The 16,182-nt window shown below is 70.8% G+C and carries 13 protein-coding genes; 4 read left to right on the forward strand and 9 right to left on the reverse strand.

What is annotated here, in order from left to right:
- Positions 1–168: 168 nt before the first annotated feature.
- Genes pcaD through pcaH form a run of 4 tightly spaced genes read right to left on the reverse strand, consistent with a single transcriptional unit; the run spans position 169 to position 4,006 of the window.
- Positions 169–1,296 carry a 3-oxoadipate enol-lactonase gene (gene pcaD / locus M2271_RS20635; protein WP_280888750.1) on the reverse strand — a complete coding sequence of 376 codons (1,128 nt, stop codon included), beginning with the start codon at positions 1,294–1,296 and terminating at the stop codon, positions 169–171.
- Positions 1,293–2,624: a 3-carboxy-cis,cis-muconate cycloisomerase gene (gene pcaB, locus M2271_RS20640; protein WP_280888751.1), complete on the reverse strand. Its 1,332-nt coding sequence runs from the start codon at positions 2,622–2,624 to the stop codon at positions 1,293–1,295. Before pcaB ends, pcaD begins: the two co-directional genes overlap by 4 nt.
- Complete coding sequence (gene pcaG, locus M2271_RS20645; RefSeq protein WP_280888752.1) at positions 2,621–3,226, reverse strand: protocatechuate 3,4-dioxygenase subunit alpha; 606 nt, start codon at positions 3,224–3,226, stop codon at positions 2,621–2,623. The genes pcaB and pcaG overlap by 4 nt, the downstream gene beginning before the upstream one ends.
- Positions 3,227–3,232: 6 nt before the next feature.
- Complete coding sequence (gene pcaH, locus M2271_RS20650; protein WP_280888753.1) at positions 3,233–4,006, reverse strand: protocatechuate 3,4-dioxygenase subunit beta; 774 nt, start codon at positions 4,004–4,006, stop codon at positions 3,233–3,235.
- A gap of 298 nt (positions 4,007–4,304) precedes the next feature.
- On the opposite strand from pcaH, the gene M2271_RS20655 reads away from it, so the two are divergent.
- Entirely contained in the window at positions 4,305–4,790 is a 486-nt protein-coding gene (locus tag M2271_RS20655; RefSeq protein WP_280888754.1) for a MarR family transcriptional regulator, read from the forward strand.
- A gap of 6 nt (positions 4,791–4,796) precedes the next feature.
- On the opposite strand, the gene M2271_RS20660 is transcribed toward M2271_RS20655, so the two are convergent.
- Both M2271_RS20660 and M2271_RS20665 read right to left on the reverse strand, forming a co-directional pair.
- Positions 4,797–5,789, reverse strand: coding sequence for a DUF3048 domain-containing protein (locus M2271_RS20660; RefSeq protein ID WP_280888755.1), 993 nt, complete (start codon positions 5,787–5,789; stop codon positions 4,797–4,799).
- 55 nt (positions 5,790–5,844) lie between these two features.
- A complete protein-coding gene (locus M2271_RS20665) occupies positions 5,845–6,915 on the reverse strand; it encodes an ATP-dependent DNA ligase (RefSeq protein WP_280888756.1) in 1,071 nt (356 codons plus the stop codon).
- A gap of 74 nt (positions 6,916–6,989) precedes the next feature.
- Here M2271_RS20665 and ligD point away from each other — a divergent pair, with 74 nt between their 5' ends.
- Positions 6,990–8,168 carry a non-homologous end-joining DNA ligase gene (gene ligD, locus M2271_RS20670; RefSeq protein WP_280888757.1) on the forward strand — a complete coding sequence of 393 codons (1,179 nt, stop codon included), beginning with the start codon at positions 6,990–6,992 and terminating at the stop codon, positions 8,166–8,168.
- Here ligD and M2271_RS20675 read toward each other — a convergent pair.
- On the reverse strand, positions 8,155–10,308 hold the full coding sequence (locus M2271_RS20675; protein ID WP_280888821.1) for a family 16 glycoside hydrolase: 2,154 nt from the start codon (positions 10,306–10,308) through the stop codon (positions 8,155–8,157). The genes ligD and M2271_RS20675 overlap by 14 nt on opposite strands.
- Before the next feature lie 56 nt (positions 10,309–10,364).
- Positions 10,365–12,860 carry a ThuA domain-containing protein gene (locus M2271_RS20680; RefSeq protein WP_280888758.1) on the reverse strand — a complete coding sequence of 832 codons (2,496 nt, stop codon included), beginning with the start codon at positions 12,858–12,860 and terminating at the stop codon, positions 10,365–10,367.
- Positions 12,861–13,046: 186 nt separating this feature from the next.
- On the opposite strand from M2271_RS20680, the gene M2271_RS20685 reads away from it, so the two are divergent.
- The gene (locus tag M2271_RS20685) at positions 13,047–14,003 is read left to right on the forward strand and encodes a multicopper oxidase domain-containing protein (protein ID WP_280888759.1); all 957 of its coding nucleotides are present in this window, start codon (positions 13,047–13,049) and stop codon (positions 14,001–14,003) included.
- A gap of 304 nt (positions 14,004–14,307) precedes the next feature.
- On the forward strand, positions 14,308–15,375 hold the full coding sequence (locus tag M2271_RS20690) for a LacI family DNA-binding transcriptional regulator (RefSeq protein ID WP_280888760.1): 1,068 nt from the start codon (positions 14,308–14,310) through the stop codon (positions 15,373–15,375).
- 11 nt (positions 15,376–15,386) lie between these two features.
- On the opposite strand, the gene M2271_RS20695 is transcribed toward M2271_RS20690, so the two are convergent.
- Complete coding sequence (locus M2271_RS20695; protein WP_280888761.1) at positions 15,387–16,181, reverse strand: VOC family protein; 795 nt, start codon at positions 16,179–16,181, stop codon at positions 15,387–15,389.
- Between the last annotated feature and the right edge of the window lies 1 nt (position 16,182).

Consider the following 16,182-nt stretch of genomic DNA (forward strand, 5'->3'; position numbering starts at 1 on the left):
CGCGTCAGGCCGCGTCCGGGCCGCTGCCGTGGTGGCCCGCGCCCGGGCCGCTGCCGCGTCAGGCCGCGTCCAGGCCGCTGCCGTGTTGCTCACGCCCGGGCCGCTGCCGCGGTCAGGTGGTGAGCAACCGGTGGGAGCGAGGTGCTCCTGATCCCGCCACCGTCAGGCTCACACGGCGGTTCCGTCCTCCTCCGCCAGGACCCGCTGGGCGGTCGCGAAGGCCGAGTTGGCCGCCGGGACCCCGCAGTACACGGCCGTCTGCAGCAGCACCGCGCCGATCTCCTGGGGCGTGAGCCCGTTGCGTCGGGCCGCCCGGACGTGCATGGCCAGTTCGTCGTAGTGGCCGTGCGCGACCAGCGCCGTCAGAGTGATCATGCTGCGTTCGCGGCGGCTGAGCGTCGGGTCGGTCCAGATCTCGCCCCACGCGTAGCGCGAGATGAAGTCCTGGAAGCGTGCGGTGAACGGGGTCTGCCGGGCCTGCGCCCGGTCCACGTGGGTGTCGCCGAGCACCTCGCGCCGCACCTCCATGCCCCGCGGGGCGGGCTTGCCGAGGTGCGCCCGCAGGGCAGTCAGCACCGCCTCCGGGCACTGCGCGACCGCGAGATGCGAGGCACCCGGCAGCTCGACGAGCGTGGCGCCCGGGACCGCGTCCGCGATCTCCCTGAGATGCGCGGGCGGGGTCGCCGGGTCCTGCCGGCCCGCGATCAGCAGCGTCGGCGCGGACACCCCTTCCAGCCGGTCCCGCAGGTCGTACGCGGCCAGCGCGTCGCAACAGGCGGCGTACCCCTCGGGGTCGGCGTCCCGGAGATCCCGTACCAGCTCCGGCACCGTGAACCCGGAGGTGAACCAGCGGGCGTCGGTGTTCTCCACGAGCCAGCCCAGGCCTTCGCGCCGGACCCGCTCGGCCCGTTCCTCCCACGGCTTCGAGCCGTTGAAGTGGGCCGAGGAGCAGATCATCGCCAGCGACGACACCCGCTCCGGGTGGTGCACGGCCAGCTGCAGCCCGACCGCGCCGCCCAAGGACACGCCCGCGTACGCGAACCGGTCGATGCCGAGCGAGTCGGCGAGCGCCAGCACCAGGTCGGCGAGGTCACCGACGCTCGCCCCGGGCCCGATCAGATCGGCCGCGGAGCCGCCATGTCCGGGCAGGTCCCAGCGGACCACCCGGTGGGTGACGGACAGCTCGGGCGCGACCTGGTCCCACAGGGCGTACGACGTACCCAGCGAGGGCCCGAGCAGCAGCGGGGGAGCGGTGGCGGGCCCCTCGGTACGGTGGTTGAGCAGGTTCTCGGTCAACGTCGCTCCAGAGCACGGTCGGTGAGAAAGGCTGAGGCGCCCGTGTAGTGGGCGGGGTCGGTGAGCTCGTCGAGGTCGACATCCTGCAACCCCGGCTCTTCGGCGAGGAGTTCGCGCAGGGTCCGGCCCTCGGTGTACGTACGCCGCGCCAGCTCCGTGAGCAGCTCCCGGGCGCGGGCCCTGCCGAGCACCGGCGTCAGCTCGGCGGACAGTCGCTCGGCGACGATCAACCCGTGGGTGAGACCGAGGTGTTCGCGCATGGCGTCGGCTTGCACCCGTAGGCCCTCGGCCAGTTCGGCGGCGTCGCGGGCCGCGCCGCCGACCAGCCTCAGCAGATCCCGCAGCGGTTCCCACTCCGCGTGCCAGGCCCCGGCCGGCCGCTCGTCCTCGGCCGGCATCGACCCGTACAGCGTCGCCGCGAGCTGCGGGGCCCGGCGGGCCGCGGCCACGATCAGCGTGGAACGCACTGGGTTCGCCTTGTGCGGCATGGCCGACGAGCCGCCGCCGCTGCCCTCCGCGACCTCGGCGATCTCGGTGCGGGAGAGGGTGAGCACGTCCACGGCGACCTTGGCCAGCGCCCCGGCCGTGAAGGCCAGACAGCCGGCGAGGTCGGCGACCGGAGTGCGCAGGGTGTGCCAGGGCAACAGCGGTGCCCGGAGCCCGAGTTCACGGGCATACGCCGCGGGCAGCGCGGTCGCGTCCTCGGCGCCGTAGGTGAGAAAGGCCGCCAACGTCCCGGCCGCGCCCCCCAGTTGGGCGGGCAGGAGGTCCCGTACGGCTTGGACGCGGTCCCGGGCGTCCAGGACCAGCGACCGCCACCCGGCCGCCTTGAGCCCGAAGGACGTGGGGACGGCGTGCTGGGTGAGCGTCCGTCCCGGCATCGCCGTGTCCCGGTGCTCGGCGGCGAGCCGGGCCAGGGCCCGCTCGGTGCGGCCGAGGTCGTCGAGGACCAGGGCCAGGGTGCGCCCGGCGACCAGTATCGTCGCCGTGTCCATGATGTCCTGGCTGGTGGCGCCCCGGTGGACATACGGGCCGTACTCCTCGCCGACCGCCTTCGTCAGGTCGGCCACCAACGGGATGACGGGGTTTCCGCCGCCCCGCGCGCGCTCCGCGAGCGACCGTACGTCGAAGCGGGAGGCGTCGGCCGCCCCGGTCACCGCCGTCGCGGCCGCGGCGGGGGCGAGCCCGAACGGGACCTGGGCACGGGTCAGCGCGGCCTCCGCGTCGAGCAACGCCTGCAGAAAGGCGCTGTCGCTCGTCGTGGAGGCGGCGGGGGAGCCTGCCCACCCGGGGGCGAGCAGGCCGGTGTCCGTGGGGGCAGATGTCACTGGAACTCCAGGAAGACCGTCTCGCCTTCGCCCTGAAGGCGGATGTCGAAACGGTACGTGCCGTTGCCCCCGTCCGTCGCGATCAGCGTGTCGCGGCGGGCGGGCTCCAGCCGGGCCAGCAGCGGGTCCGCGGCGAGCGCCGCCTCGTCGCCCGGCAGATAGACCCGGGTGAACAGGTGGACCAGCAGACCGCGGGCGAACACGCACACGCTGAGGTAGGGCGCGCTCAGCCCGCGCGCGCCGGGCCGCAGGGTACGCGCGTACCAGTGGCCGTTGGCGTCGGTCTGGATGCGGCCCCAGCCGGTGAACTCCACGCCGTTGCGGCCCAGGTAGCCGCCGGTGGCCGGGTCGCGCCGGATCGATCCGTCGGTGCTCGGTATGTTGCCGTCCGGGTCCGGCCCCCACAGCTCCACGAAGGCGTCCGGCAGCGGCTTGCCCTCGCCGTCGAGGACGTACCCCTGGACGGTGATGGTGTCCGGGTGGCCGACGGGTGCGATGTCACCGCCGCCGGGGAAGGGCAGCGCGTACCCGTAGAAGGGGCCGACGGTGTGCGACGGGGTGGGCAGCACGTGCTCCGGGCTGCTCGTGTCGGTCTTCGTCATGACAGGTCAGCGTCCTTCTTCGAGCCAGGTGGCGTGCGGGCCGTCCAGCACGACGTCCCAGTGGTAGCCGAGCGAGAACTCCGGGACGGACAGACTGTGGTCGTAGGTGGCGACCAGGCGCTGCCGTGCGGCGTCGTCCGTCACGGACTGCAGGATCGGGTCGTACGGGAACAGCGGGTCGTTCGGGAAGTACATCTGCGTCACCAGCCGCTGGGTGAACGCCGAGCCGAAGAGCGAGAAGTGGATGTGCGCGGGACGCCAGGCGTTGACGTGGTTGCGCCAGGGGTACGGGCCCGGCTGCACGGTGGTGAAGCGGTAGAAGCCGGTGTCGTCGGTGAGGGTGCGGCCGACACCGGTGAAGTTGGGGTCGAGCGGGGCGTCGTGCTGCTCGCGCCGGTGCGCGTAACGGCCCGCCGAGTTCGCCTGCCAGATCTCGACCAGCTGTCCGCGGATCGGGCGGCCGCCCCGGTCCAGCAGCCGGCCGGAGACGGTGACGCGCTCGCCGATCGGCTCGCCGTGGTGCTGCCGGGTGAGGTCGTTGTCGATCTCGGTGATGTCCCGCTCCCCGAAGGCGGGGGAAACCAGCTCCACCAGCTCCGGGTCCTTGCTGACGTCGATGGCGACCGGCGGCTGCCGCGGATGGCGCAGGACGGAGGAGCGGTACGGGGCGTAGTCCCGCCGCGGGTGGTGCTCGACGGGGGCACCCTCGGCGACCCGCTTCTCGTACGCGGCGTGCTCGGCCGCGATCTCCTGGTCGATGTCGTGCTGGGTGAGAGTCATGGGGGTTCCTAACGCTTCCCGACGCTTCCTGGCGTTCGGGGGCGAGGGCGGGGGCGGGTGCGGGGGCGAGGGTGGGGCACTCGCCGACGCCGATGCGGAGGGTGGAGCAATGAGTCAGGGCGCCGATAGTCAGGGCACTGATTATTTCAGCTGGGTGTGCTTCACGCTGTCACCGGCGGGCCGAGGCGTCAAGGCCCCAGAGAAAGGCGAGGTCAGTTCGAGTGAGTACCCCGGAGACAGTCGCGAGGCTGCAGAGTATCGTTCAGTGCACCAACGAATATGATCCTCGGGAGCGCACATGGCCGCGGTGGACCTCTCCACCCACCCCGGGCACCTGGCCCGGCGGCTGCAGCAGGCGCACTACCTGTTGTGGAACACGATGGTCTCGGAGGAGATCACCTCGCCACAGTTCGCGGTCATGAACGCGCTCGTCGCCGAGCCCGGTCTCGACCAGCGCACGGTGGGCGAGCGGGTGGGGCTCGACCGGTCCACCATCGCCGAGGTGACCAGCCGGCTCGGTCGGCGAGGACTGCTGGACAAGGTGCGCGACCCGCAGGACGGACGCCGTTTCCTGCTGCGTCTGACCGACGACGGGATGCGTACCCACGGCAAGCTGGCCGTGCGCACGGCCAGGATGAACCAGGTGTTCCTGGGCCCGCTCTCGGCCGCGGAGCAGACCGTCTTCTTCGAGCTCATCCGGCGGGTCGCGGACGCGGCGGAACAACTGCGTCATCCCGCGGAGCAGCTCCGTAATTCCGAGGAACCCCTGGTCGCCCCGTCCTGACGGGCGTCACGCCTTGGTGAACACCACCCACACCTGGCCCTCGGCGAAGTGCACCGGCGTACCGTCCGTCGTCGTGAACTCCGTGCCGTCGGTGGCCGTGGGACGTTTCCAGTCCACGTCGTAGGACCGCCCGCCGCGCAGCACCTCCGCCGTCCCCGAGCCGACCGTCTCGGTGTACGGGGTGTTGTTGCCGAGGAAGTCGTGGAAGGCGGATGCGCGCACCTTCACGTGCTGCACGACGACCGTCGCCGGGGCCATCCGCATCCCGTCGGTGGTCACGGCCGGTGTGCCGTCCATCGAGACCAGCCAGCGGCCCCGGTCCGCCGACCAGGTGAAGGTGAAGCGGGCCGCCGGGTAGCGCACGGTCCGCGAGGTCTCCGGCTCGCCGCCCGCCGGAGCGGAACCGTAGCGGAAGCCGGTGGTCAGCGCGTCGGCGCCCGGTGCGTGGGCCAGCAGTTTGTTCGGGCGCAGATAGAGGTTGTGCGGGGTCGGCTTGTCAGCGGCCCGCTGGTAGGCGTCGGGCACCTTCCCGGGGGTCTCCCCGTCCAGCGGCGCCTTGTTGATCAGCGGCAGCAGCTTGCCCTGCGCCCCGGAGAAGGCGAGCGTCGGCCGCTCGAACTGGCGCAGCAGCTCCAGGTCCGACTCGCGCGCGCTGCGCACCGGTCCGACGGCCTTCGGCAGCTTGGTCGCGTACACCGCCATCAGCCGGCTCAGCCCGCCCTCGACCTGCTCGGCGTACACGATGTCCGCGGCGTTCAGGCCGGTCTGCGGCCGGGCCGCGGGCGCGTTGTCGATCTTCACCGCGAGCACGGAGGCGTCGTCGGCGCTGTTCTCCCGCGGGCTCTCGCTCTCGTTCTGCTCCGATGTCGTCGGCTGTCCGTGGCGGTCTTCGGCAGGGCCGCCCCCGTCCGTGCAGCCCGCCGCGAGCGACACCGTCACCGTGGCGGCCAACAGTGCGACCGCCGCAGCGGCACGCCGCACGCGCGTCTTCTGTCCCATGCCCACCGTGGTCACAAGCCACTCCCGTCGCGGAGAGGACCCCCTGAGTCCTGAGTCACTTCCGGACGCCGAAGACTTCGGCGAGGTCGTAATGGACCGGCTCGTCCAGCTGCGCGTAGGTGCAGCTCTCGGGGGTCCGGTCCGGGCGCCAGCGGCGGAAGCGGGCCGTGTGCCGGAAGCGGGCGCCGTTCTCCATGTGGTCGTACGCCACCTCGGCCACCCGCTCCGGCCGCAGCGGCACCCAGGAGAGGTCCTTCTTGCCGGACCAGCGGCTGGGCGCACCGGGCAGCCGGGCCGTCTCGTGCGCGGCCTCGTCGGACCAGGCCGCCCACGGATGGCCCGTGACCTGGTCCATGCGCAGCGGCTCCAACTCCTCGACCAGCTCGGCCCGGCGTTTCATGGGGAAGGCGGCGGACACGCCCACGTGCTGGAGCGCGGCCCGGTCGTCGTACAGACCCAGCAGCAGTGAACCGACCACGGGGCCGCTCTTGTGCAGGCGGTAGCCCGCGACGACCACGTCCGCCGTCCGCTCGTGCTTGATCTTGAACATGGCGCGCTCGTCCTGGAGATAGCGCACGGTCAACGGCTTGGCCACGACCCCGTCCAGGCCGGCCCCCTCGTACTCCTGGAACCACTGCTGGGCCACCGCGACATCGGTCGTCGCCGGTGCCACGTGGACGGGCGGCGTCACCCCGGACAGGGCCGTGGTGAGCAGCGCCCGGCGGTCGCTCAGCGGGACGTCCAGCAGTGACTCGTCCGCCAGCGCCAGCAGGTCGAAGGCGACGAACGACGACGGTGTCCGCTCGGCCAGCATCCGCACCCGGGAGTCCGCCGGGTGGATCCGCTCGGTCAGCGCGTCGAAGTCAAGCCGCCCCTCCCGCGCGATGACGATCTCCCCGTCCAGCACACAACGCTCGGGCACCCGCTCCTTCAGCGCCGCCACCAGCTCCGGAAAATACCTGGTCAGCGGCTTTCCGGTACGGCTGCCCAGCTCGACCTCGACTCCGTCGCGAAACACGATCGCCCGGAACCCGTCCCACTTGGCCTCGTACTGCATGCCCGGCGGAATCCTCGCCACCGACTTGGCGAGCATGGGCTTCACGGGCGGCATCACCGGCAGATCCATGCTCCGATTCTGCTCTGGAATGTCGGCAACCGCCCGGTGTGCGAGGTCTGCGCGGTACGCCTACCGTGGCTCGCATGGGTGCAGCGGTGGAACTGGAGGCGGGCGGCCGGAGCGTGCGGCTGTCCAGCCCGGACAAGGTCTTCTTCCCGGAGCGCGGCTTCACCAAGCTGGACCTCGCCCGCTACTACCAGGCCGTCGGCCCCGGCATCCTGCGTGCCCTGCGCGACCGGCCCACCACCCTGGAGCGCTACCCGGACGGTGTGACCGGCGAGTCCTTCTTCCAGAAGCGGGCGCCGAAGAACATGCCCGACTGGATCCCGACCGCCCACATCACCTTCCCCAGCGGCCGCAGCGCGGACGAGATGTGCCCCACCGAGGAGGCCGCGGTGCTGTGGGCCGCCCAGTTCGGCACGCTCACCTTCCACCCCTGGCCGGTACGCCGCGAGGACGTCGACAGCCCCGACGAACTGCGCATCGACCTCGACCCGCAGCCCGGCACCGACTACGCCGACGCCGTCCGAGCCGCCCATGAACTGCGGTCCGTCCTCGACGAGTTCGGCGGTCTGCGGGGCTGGCCCAAGACCTCCGGCGGCCGGGGCCTGCACGTCTTCGTGCCGATCGAGCCGCGCTGGACCTTCACCCAGGTCCGGCGCGCCGCCATCGCGGTCGGCCGGGAGATGGAACGCCGGATGCCGGACCACGTGACGATCAGGTGGTGGAAGGAGGAGCGGGGCGAGCGCATCTTCGTCGACTACAACCAGACGGCCCGGGACCGCACCATCGCCTCCGCGTACTCCGTACGACCGCGTCCGCACGCCCCCGTCTCGGCGCCCCTGCGCTGGGAGGAGGTCGACGACGCTCGCCCCCAGGACTTCGACATCGCGACCATGCCCGCGCGCTTCGCCGAACTCGGCGACGTGCACGCGGACATGGACGATCACCGCTTCTCCCTGGACGCGCTGCTGGAGCTGGCACGCCGTGACGAGCACGATCACGGGCTCGGCGACCTGCCGTATCCGCCCGAGTATCCCAAGATGCCGGGAGAGCCGACGCGGGTCCAGCCGAGCCGGGCGAAGACGGCCGCGAAGAAGACGGCCGCGAAGAAGACGGCCGCGAAGAAGACGGTGAAGAAGACCGCGGAGGAACCCGCGAACAATGCCGCGGAGGACCACGCGAACAAAGCCACGAAGAAGGCGGTGCCTCCGGCGGCGCAACCGCCGCAGGCACCGCCTTCCGAACCTACAGTTCCTTGATCCGGATGTCGCGGTACGAGACCACGTCCGTCGTGCTGTGCACCTGGAGCCCGATGTAGCCGGAGGCGAAGCGCCGGCCGTCCGTGCCCGGGTCGTCGGCGCGGGGTGGCGTGAACTCCTGACCGCCGGTGTTGTCGAACTCGTTGATCAGTACGCCGTTGCGGTAGACCGAGTAGTGCTGGTCGAACACCCGGACCTCGTAGTCGTTCCAGGTGCCCTTCTGGGTGACGCCCGCGCCGGCGAGCCCCACCCGGTCGAAGCCGTAGACCGAGCCCGTCTTGTACATGTCGCCGTCGGGCCGGTCGAGCACCTGCACCTCGTGCCCGTACTTGATGGCGACCCACTCCGGCCGCGGCTCGTCCGGATGGTCGAGGACCCACGGGAACCGCACGAACACACCGGAGTTGGCGTTACCGGTGCCCGGAGCGTCGTCGCGCCACTGCAGCTTGAGCGAGAAGTCGCCGTACTTGCGTTCGGGGAACCACAGCATGCCGAGCCCGTCCCGCGTGGTGCCCGAGGTGATCGACCCGTCCGGGTTCGGCGCGAACGAACCGCCGCCCACCTGCTGCCACTTGGCGAAGGAGTCCGCGGTGCCGTCCAGGATCGTCCGGTAGCCCTCGGTCTGGCCGGGCTTGCCGAGCCCCGACTGGCGGGCGGCCTTCTGTACGGCGTTGTACTCGCGCTGGTCGACGACCCCTTCCTTCAGGAGCTTGTCCAGAACCGTCTTCACATGCTTGAGGAACAGCGCGTGGGAGGTCCACTCCTTCTCGTCCTCGATCAACTCGCCTATCCGGCACCGGTTGTTGGTCACCCGGTTGGGCACGCCCGAGTCGACGGTGCCGACGATCACCGTCAACCGTTCGTCGTACTCGGGACAGTCGGGCGCGGGCACCCCACCCCCGGCCACCACCGTGAAGCTCGCGGTGCGGGCGGCGGACGTGTTGCCCGCCTTGTCGCTCGCCCGGTACGCCACGGTGTGCGCACCCGGACGGTCGACCAGCACGGGGGCCGTGTACGCGAGATAGGGTCCGGCGTCGAGCGAGTAATCGATCCGGTCGATCCCCGACCCGCCCTCGTCCGTCGCGTTCACGGTCACCCTGGCGCTGCGGACGTAGGCCCCTGCTGAGTTCCGGGTGCCGTCGATGGTCACCCCCGTCACCGGCGGGTTCGTGTCCTGCGGGGTCGCCGCGGACACCGTGAACTGTGCGCTCTTCTCGGCGGACACGTTGCCCGCCTTGTCGGTGGCCCGGTAACGGACCGTCTGGGCGCCGACCTGATGCACCATCACGGGGGCGGTGTACGGCTGCCAGGCACCGGAACCGACCGCGTACTCGACGGTGTTGATCCCGGAGCCGGTGTCGGACGCGCTGACGGTGACCGTGGCCATGTCGACATAGGTCCCGTCCGCGTTCTGCTCGCCGCTGACCGTCGCCGAGGTCTCCGGCGCTGTCGTGTCGCCGGAGTCCGGCGCGACGACCGTGAACCGCACGCTCTTCTCCGCCGACACGTTGCCGGCCTTGTCGAGGGCGCGATAGCGGATCGTGTGGCTGCCGACCTCGTCGACGACGACCGGCGTGGTGTACGGCAGCCACGCACCCGTCTCGCCGACCGCGTACTGGACGGCGTCGACACCCGAGCCGCCCACGTCCGTCGCGCTGAGCGCCACGCTCGCCGAACCGACGTACTCACCCTGCCCGTTCTGCGCCCCGGTCACCTGCGCGGCCGCCTCGGGCGGTGTGGTGTCCTCGCCGCTGCCCTCGGTCACCACGAGGATGCCCTGCATCTGGCCGTGGCCGGGAATCGTGCAGTGGAAGAAGTAGCGGCCCGGGGTGAGGGTGACCTCGGTGGTGTAACGGCCGCCCTGGGCGTCGTTCGGGTTGGCGAGGATGTTCAACTGGACGTCGTTGTTGAACTCGGGGTCCGAGGTCGCGAACGTCAACGTGTGCGGCATCCCGGTGGTGTTGCCGGTGGCCACGCTGTTCTCGAAGACGATCGTCGCCGGACCCGCCGTGGCCGTCAACGGTGCCGAGACGTACTTGGTGATGTCGTCACCGGCCGTCCAGGTGAGGACCTGGGCCGCGGCCTGCTCCTGGGCCTGCTGCGTCTGCCCCGCCGCGGGCAGCGCCTGCAGCCCCAGCATGACGAGCACGGCGGCCAGCAGGGCCGTCCAGATTCTTCGTTGGCCTCTTCGGCGTGTCACTGCGTCCCCCTCGCCAGCTGATCGGCGGCCGGAGTGGGCCCGCCGCCCTTGTAAGTGACCCGCCACAGTGCCGACTTGGCGTCCGAGGTGAAGAAGCCGCGGCCGTAGTCGAGGACGTACAGCGTGCCGTCCGGACCGAACTTCCAGTCCATGAGGTTCTTGATGCCGTCGTTGCCGATCGGCACGATCTTCTTCAGGGACTCCGAGTGCACCGGCAGACCGCCGTCGCCCTGTGTCTTCGGGTCGGTGAGCACGGCATTGCGTGGCTGGTCGTCGTCGTAGAAGTCGCCGACGAACCACTTGCCGTCCCAGTAGGCGGGCCACTTCGCCCCGCTGGTGCTCGCCGCGTCGTAACGGTAGACCGGGCCGTTCATCGCGGCCTGCCCGCCGCCCTTGAGCCACGGCAGCAGATAGGTGGCCTCCTCCTGCTTGTACGAGGGCACGCCGTTCGCGTCGCGCGGGAAGTCGGGTCCGCCGCCCTGGGGCGAGTACCAGATGTTGTTGCCCGTGACCGGGGGCAGGTTGATGAGGCCGTCGTTGTTGGGCGACTCGTTCTTCGGGTGGTCGCAGTCGTACCAGCCCAGCGGTTCGGTCGGATCCGGCAGGTTGCGGTCCCGGTAGGGCTGCTTGTTGCCCATGCAGTACGGCCAGCCCCGGTTGCTCGCCTTGGTGATCACGGCGAAGGTGTCGTACTTGGCCGGGCCCCAGGTCGTCGACGGCGCGCTCGCGTCCGGGCCGACCCAGCCCGCGTACAGGGTGTCCGTCTGCTTGTCGACGGAGATGCGGGCCGGGTTGCGAACGCCCATCACATAGATCTCGCCGCGTGTCTTGCCGCCGCCCTCGGCGGTCTCCCGGCCGGTGAAGAGGTTGCCGTCGGGCAGCGTGTACGTCCCGTCGGTCTCCGGGTGGATGCGCAGGATCTTGCCGTTGAGGTTGTTGGTGTTGCCGGCGGTGCGGCGCGCGTCGGCGAAGGACACGCCCTTGTAGTTCGGCTTCGGGTTGTTGCCCGAGTAACCGTCGCTGAAGCCGCTGGAGTTGTTGTCGCCGGTGGCGATGTACAGGTTGCCCTGGGAGTCCCAGGCCATCCCGCCGCCCGCGTGGCAGCAGCTGTGGACCTGCACCGGCCACGTGAGCAGGACCTTCTCGCTGCTCAGGTCGAGCTTGTTGGTGGCGAGGTCGAGCGTGAAGCGGGAGACGCGTCGCTCGGCCATCTGCGTGTCGCGGTTGACGCCCGCGTGGGGCGTGTAATGCAGGTACACCCAGCCGTTCTGCTCGAAGCGCGGGTCGAGTTCGATGCCGAGCAGGCCCTCCTCGACCTTGACCAGCTCGTCGCCGCCGCCCTTGTTGCCGAAGACGGTCAACTCGCCCGCCAGGGTGACCTTCTTGGTCGTCGGGTCGTAGACGTGGATCTGCCCCTTGCCCTTGCCGATGTCGGGGTTGTTCCAGTCGGTGATCACCGGCTGCGAGGAGTCGGCGCCGCCCCGGCCGATGTAGAGGACCCGGCCGTCGGGCGCGGTGACCAGGCCGTGCGGTTCGCCGATCTGGTCGTTCTGACCGGGCTGGTTGGGCTGGGTGAGCCGCTCGGCCTTGTAGTTGCCGGTGATGGTCGCCTTGCAGTCGGCCTGCACGAGGCGGGTGGTCCACAGCAGCGCGCCGCGCAGATGCGTACGGAAGTCCGTCTCGTCGTACGACGAGACCGTGCCGCCCATGCCGGTGTAGAAGGAACGGCCGCCGTCGTAGTCACGGCACCAGCTCACCGGGTGATCCGCGCCGTTGGCGCTCGCACCCGGCTGGTACGTCGACTCGCGCACCCGGGCCACGGTGTGCACGTCGCCCGAGGGGTTCTTCGCCCAGTTGAACCACTGGTCGGGGCGCTTCCACTGGACCGGCAGGTCCTTGGTGGCCGGATGCCGGCGGTCACCGACCTCGACGGTGGCCCGCTGCACGGTCGTAGGACCGGACGCGGCCGGACGGGCGCCGACGAGACCGGTGAACCAGTCCGAGTACGGCTCGGCCCGGGCGGCGTCATGGATGCCGACGAAACCGCCGCCGGCCTCCATATAGGCCTCCAGGCCGGCCTCCTGCTCCGGGTCGAGGACGTCTCCGCCGCCGGTCAGGAACACGATCGCGTTGAAGCGGCCCAGTTTCGTCTCGTTGGTGAAGACCGACGCGTCGTCTGTCGCCTCGACCTGGTAGCGCTGGTTCGTCGGGCCGGTCAGCCCGATCTTCTCGATGGCCTCGATCCCGGCGTTCACGACGGGCGACTCGTCGCCGGCCGCTGCCGAACCGTGGAAGATCAGCACCCGTACGTTCGCGCCGCCCGGCGGCGACTTCACGGACATCGTTGTCAGGGTCGGGTTCGGGTCCGGGCGCGCCGTGGCGGCCGGGCCGGACAGCAGACCGGCGGCGACGACCCCGGTGGCCACGGTGGCCACCCAGGCCCGTCTTCTGGCGTTTCTCGCGCCTCTTGTGCTCAACCCTCGTAAGTGCATGGGCACCTCCTCGGTCACGGCGACAACGTCAAGGAAGCTAGACCTCTTTGCCCGGCTCGCCAACATCTATCACCGCAATCCAACGAACTTTGTCCTGAGTGTGGATAAACGAGCGCGGGGTCGCTACCGTCACACAGGTTCATCACAGGCAGTGCTGCACATGCCGTATGGGTGGGGGAGTTCCGCATGGACAGACGCGGGTTCAACCGACGGGTACTGCTGGGTGGGGCGGTCGCCGCGACATCGTTATCCGTCGGGTCCGAGGCGATGGGCGCCGAAACCACGGCGCCGACGGCCCCGGCCGGGGGCGAGGTCAGGCGCATCAAGCTGTACGCCGAGCGGCTCGACGGCGGGCAGATGGGATACGGCTTCGAGAAGGGCAAGGCGACGGTCCCCGGACCGCTGATCGAACTCAACGAGGGCGACACCCTGCACATCGAGTTCGAGAACACCATGGACGTCGCCGCGAGCCTGCACGTCCACGGGCTGGACTACGAAGTCTCCAGCGACGGCACGAAGGTGAACAAGAGCGACGTCGAGCCCGGCGGTACCCGCACCTACACCTGGCGCACCCACGCCCCCGGCCGTCGCAAGGACGGCACCTGGAGGGCGGGCAGCGCGGGCTACTGGCACTACCACGATCACGTCGTCGGCACGGAACACGGCACCGGCGGTATCCGCAACGGCCTCTACGGCCCGGTGATCGTCCGCCGCACCGGCGACATCCTGCCGGACAAGACGTACACCATCGTGTTCAACGACATGCTGATCAACAACAGGCCACCGCACTCCGGCCCCGACTTCGAGGCCACGGTGGGTGATCGGGTCGAGTTTGTGATGATCACGCACGGCGAGTATTACCACACCTTCCATATGCACGGTCACCGCTGGGCGGACAACCGCACCGGCATGCTCACCGGGCCCGACGACCCCAGCCAGGTGATCGACAACAAGATCGTGGGCCCGGCGGACTCCTTCGGCTTCCAGGTGATCGCGGGGGAGGGCGTCGGCGCCGGCGCGTGGATGTACCACTGCCATGTGCAGAGCCACTCCGACATGGGGATGGTGGGGCTGTTCCTGGTGAAGAAGACGGACGGGACGATTCCGGGGTACGAGCCGCACGAGCACGGCCAGGCAGGATAGGCAGACCGGACGCGACAGGCGGACCGGACGGGCAGTCCGGACGGGGCAGTCCGGACGGGACGGGCAGGCCAGATAGGCCAGGCAGGCCAGGCAGGCCAGGCAGGCCAGATAGGCCAGATAGGCCAGATAGGCCAGACAGGACACACAGAGGGGCACACCCGGTGACCCCTGCATGACGCGCCTTCGCACGTGCCTCCGTCGGCGCCGGAGGTACTTCCTCCGCTGCTCCGCTGTCGAGAGCGCTCTCACCTCCGCCCTCCGACCGGGTCTATCCTGAGCCGCACCTGCCGAGGAGGAGCGCCACGTGACCGAGACAGCGCCGCGTCCGACGCTGGAGGCCGTGGCCGCGTTGGCCGGGGTTTCGCGGGCCACCGCCTCCCGGGTGGTCAACGGCGGGGACGGTGTGCGGGAGCCGCTCGTGGAACGGGTCCGGCGGGCGGTCGAGGAACTCGGGTACGTGCCCAACCAGGCGGCCCGCAGCCTGGTGACGAGACGGCACGACGCCGTCGCCGTGGTGGTCGCCGAACCGGAGACCCGGGTCTTCGCCGACCCCTTCTTCGCCCTGCAACTGCGTGGCATCAGCAAGGAGTTGACGGCTCATGACAACCAGCTCGTGCTGCTGCTCACCGAGGGCCGCGACGACCACGCCCGGGTCGGCCGCTATCTCGCCGGCGGCCATGTGGACGGCGCGCTCGTGTTCTCCCTGCACCTCGACGACCCGCTGCCCGGACTGATCCGCCGGGCCGGCGTCCCCACCGTCTTCGGCGGCCGGCCCGGCTGGGACGACGGCAGCGGTGCCGAGGCCGTGTACGTGGACAGCGACAACCGCGGCGGTGCCCGCGAGGCCGTACGCCACCTCGTCGGCCTCGGCCGCAGCCGTGTCGCCCACATCACCGGGCCCCTCGACCAGACCTCGGCCGCGGACCGGCTCGACGGCTTCCGGGACGTGCTGCCCGACGCCGACCCACGGCTGGTCGTACGCGGCGACTTCACGCCGGCCGGCGGGGAGCGGGCGATGCGGGACCTCCTCGACCGCCGCCCCGACGTGGACGCGGTGTTCGCCGCGAACGATCTCACCGCCGCCGGCGCGCTGCGGGTGCTGCGCGAGCACGGGCGGCGGGTGCCCGACGACGTGGCCGTGATCGGCTTCGACGACATGCTGCCCTTCGCCGAACAGACCGACCCACCGCTCACCACGGTCCGTCAGGACATCGAGGAGATGGGCCGGTTGATGGCCCGCCTGCTGCTCCGCGGTCACGAGGGCCGTGCCACCGCTGAGGACGCGGAGAAGGTGCCCGAGGCGCAGGAGGCGGGAGGCACGCCGTTCGGAGTCGTCCTGCCGACGACCCTGGTCCGCCGTGCCTCGGCATGACCCCGGCGGTGCTATTCCTGCTGTTGTCGCGGCGCGCTCTTGATCACCGCGAAGCAGGCGCCGTACGGATCGGCGAGCTCGGCGATCCGGCCGACGTCCTCCACGTCGGTGGCCGGCATGTGGACCGTGCCGCCCCCGTTCTGCGCCGTGCTGACGGCCGCGTCGGTGTCCGGCACCTCGAAGTACGGCAGCCAGGTTCTGGACCTCGCTTCGGTCGAGTCGCCCTCCGGCGGGACGATGCCGCCGAACATGGCGTCCGCTTCGGTGCCCTGCGGGTGGACGGTGGTGTAGGTGCCCCCGGCGAAGGTGACGGCGGAGGTCTCCCAGCCGAACACGCCATGGTAGAACCCGGCTGCCGCGGGCAGGTCCGGCGTGTACAACTCCAGCCAGCACAGCGAGCCCTGCTCCTGCACCACGTCCAGGCCCTTGTTGGCCGCGGGCTGCCAGATGCCGAAGGGCACGCCCGCCTGGTCGGCGAGGACCGCCACGCGGCCCCGGTCCATGACGTCCATGGGCTGCATCAACACCGTGCCGTGCGCCCGTTCGGCCGCCTTCGCGGTGGCGTCCGCGTCGGACGTCTGGAAGTAGACGGTCCAGGAGGGCGATCCCTGGTCAGGGGTGGTCTGCATGCCGCCCGCGGCCGTCCGGCCGTCGAGCTGGAAGAAGCCGTAGCCGCGGGACTCGGGTCCGCCCGACTGGAACTGCCAGCCGAACAGGCCGCCGTAGAAGGTGGAGGCGCCTTCGATGTCGGGGGTGCCGAGATCGAGCCAGTTCGGAGCGCCGGTGACATAACGGGTGGTCAGCATC

It is taken from the genome of Streptomyces sp. LBL, assembly GCF_029893585.1.
Lineage (GTDB): Bacteria > Actinomycetota > Actinomycetes > Streptomycetales > Streptomycetaceae > Streptomyces.